The following is a 1371-nucleotide window of genomic DNA, read 5'->3' on the forward strand; positions in this document are numbered from 1 at the left end:
CGCCCTAGTACTACAGCCAGGTTTTGTGATCTATAGTTCTGGATCATGTCTGATGAGCTGACCGCGGGCGACCTTCAAGAGTGGGTGGCCGGGCTGGATGTGTTGTTCGCGCGGGTGGCGGGACGGTTCGGGCGGGTGGAACCGCGCAGGCAGGCGCGGGCGTATCTGCTGGGGCTGCTGGCTCCGATCGAGCGTAAGAACGGCTGGCAGCTGGCGGAGGCGGCCGGGGATGCGGCTCCTGATCGCATGCAGCGCTTGTTGAACAGTGCCCGCTGGGACCCCCGCCAGGTGCGGGTCGACCTGCGCGATTACGTGATGGACAACCTCGGTCACCGCGATGGCGTATTGATCGTGGATGACACCGGCTTCCTGAAGAAGGGCGACAAGTCGGCCGGGGTGCAGCGCCAGTACTCCGGCACGGCGGGTCGCATTGAGAACTGCCAGCTGGGCGTGTTCCTCGCCTACGCCTCTCCGCTGGGCCGGACGCTGATCGACGCCGAGCTGTATCTGCCGAAGTCCTGGACTGAAGACAGGGAGCGTTGCATCCGGGCCGGCATCGGGGAGGAGGTGGCGTTCGCCACCAAGCCGGTGCTGGCTCGGACGATGCTGGCCCGGGCCGTGAAGGCGGGGGTGCCGGCGTCCTGGGTGAGCGCTGATGAGGCCTATGGCATGGACAACAAGTTCCGGCGCTTCCTGGAAGAGCACCGCCTGAGCTATGTGGTGGCGGTGCCCAAGAGCCAATGGATCGGCATGGGGTGGGGCGGGGAAATCCGGGCCGACACCGCGACCGCACAAGCTCCGCCCGAGGCGTGGAAGCGCCGTTCCTGTAGCGACGGCGCCAAGGGCGAGCGTCTGTATGACTGGGCGCTGGCCACGGTGACCTTCGAGGCCGAGCCCGGCTACCAACGGTGGCTGCTCGTCCGGCGCAGCCTCACTCCCAATGCCAAGGGCGAGCTTGAGCTGGCCTACTACCTGTGTTACGCACCGGTCGGCACCACCTTGGAGGACCTCATCGCCGTCGCCGGTTCCCGCTGGGCGATCGAGGAGTGTTTCCAGTCTGCTAAGAACGAGACCGGACTGGACCACTATCAGGTCCGGCGGTTCGACGCCTGGCACCGCCACATCACCTTGGCGATGCTCGCCCACGCCTATCTCGCCGTCACCGCCGCGCACGCCCCAAAAGTCCAAGCGGCCTGGTCCGCCTCACACCAGCAGAAATCCGCCGTCTGCTGGCACGCCTGACCGCCGCGATCACCCTTCCCCTCAGTCACGCCCTCGCCTGGTCCCGACACAGACGACACCACCAAGCCCGCGCCCGAGCTAGCCACTACTGGAAACGCTGGCTCCGACATCACGAAATCAGGCTGTAGT

Annotated in this window: 1 protein-coding gene; it reads left to right on the top strand. The window is 66.3% G+C overall.

Annotated features, from left to right (window positions below):
• Window positions 1-45 precede the first annotated feature (45 nt).
• Window positions 46-1242, top strand: coding sequence for an IS701 family transposase (locus HCK04_RS40250; protein ID WP_142566708.1), 1197 nt, complete (start codon window positions 46-48; stop codon window positions 1240-1242).
• Window positions 1243-1371: the final 129 nt, after the last annotated feature.

It is taken from the genome of Microbispora sp. CL1-1 (genome assembly GCF_012034195.1).
GTDB lineage: Bacteria > Actinomycetota > Actinomycetes > Streptosporangiales > Streptosporangiaceae > Microbispora.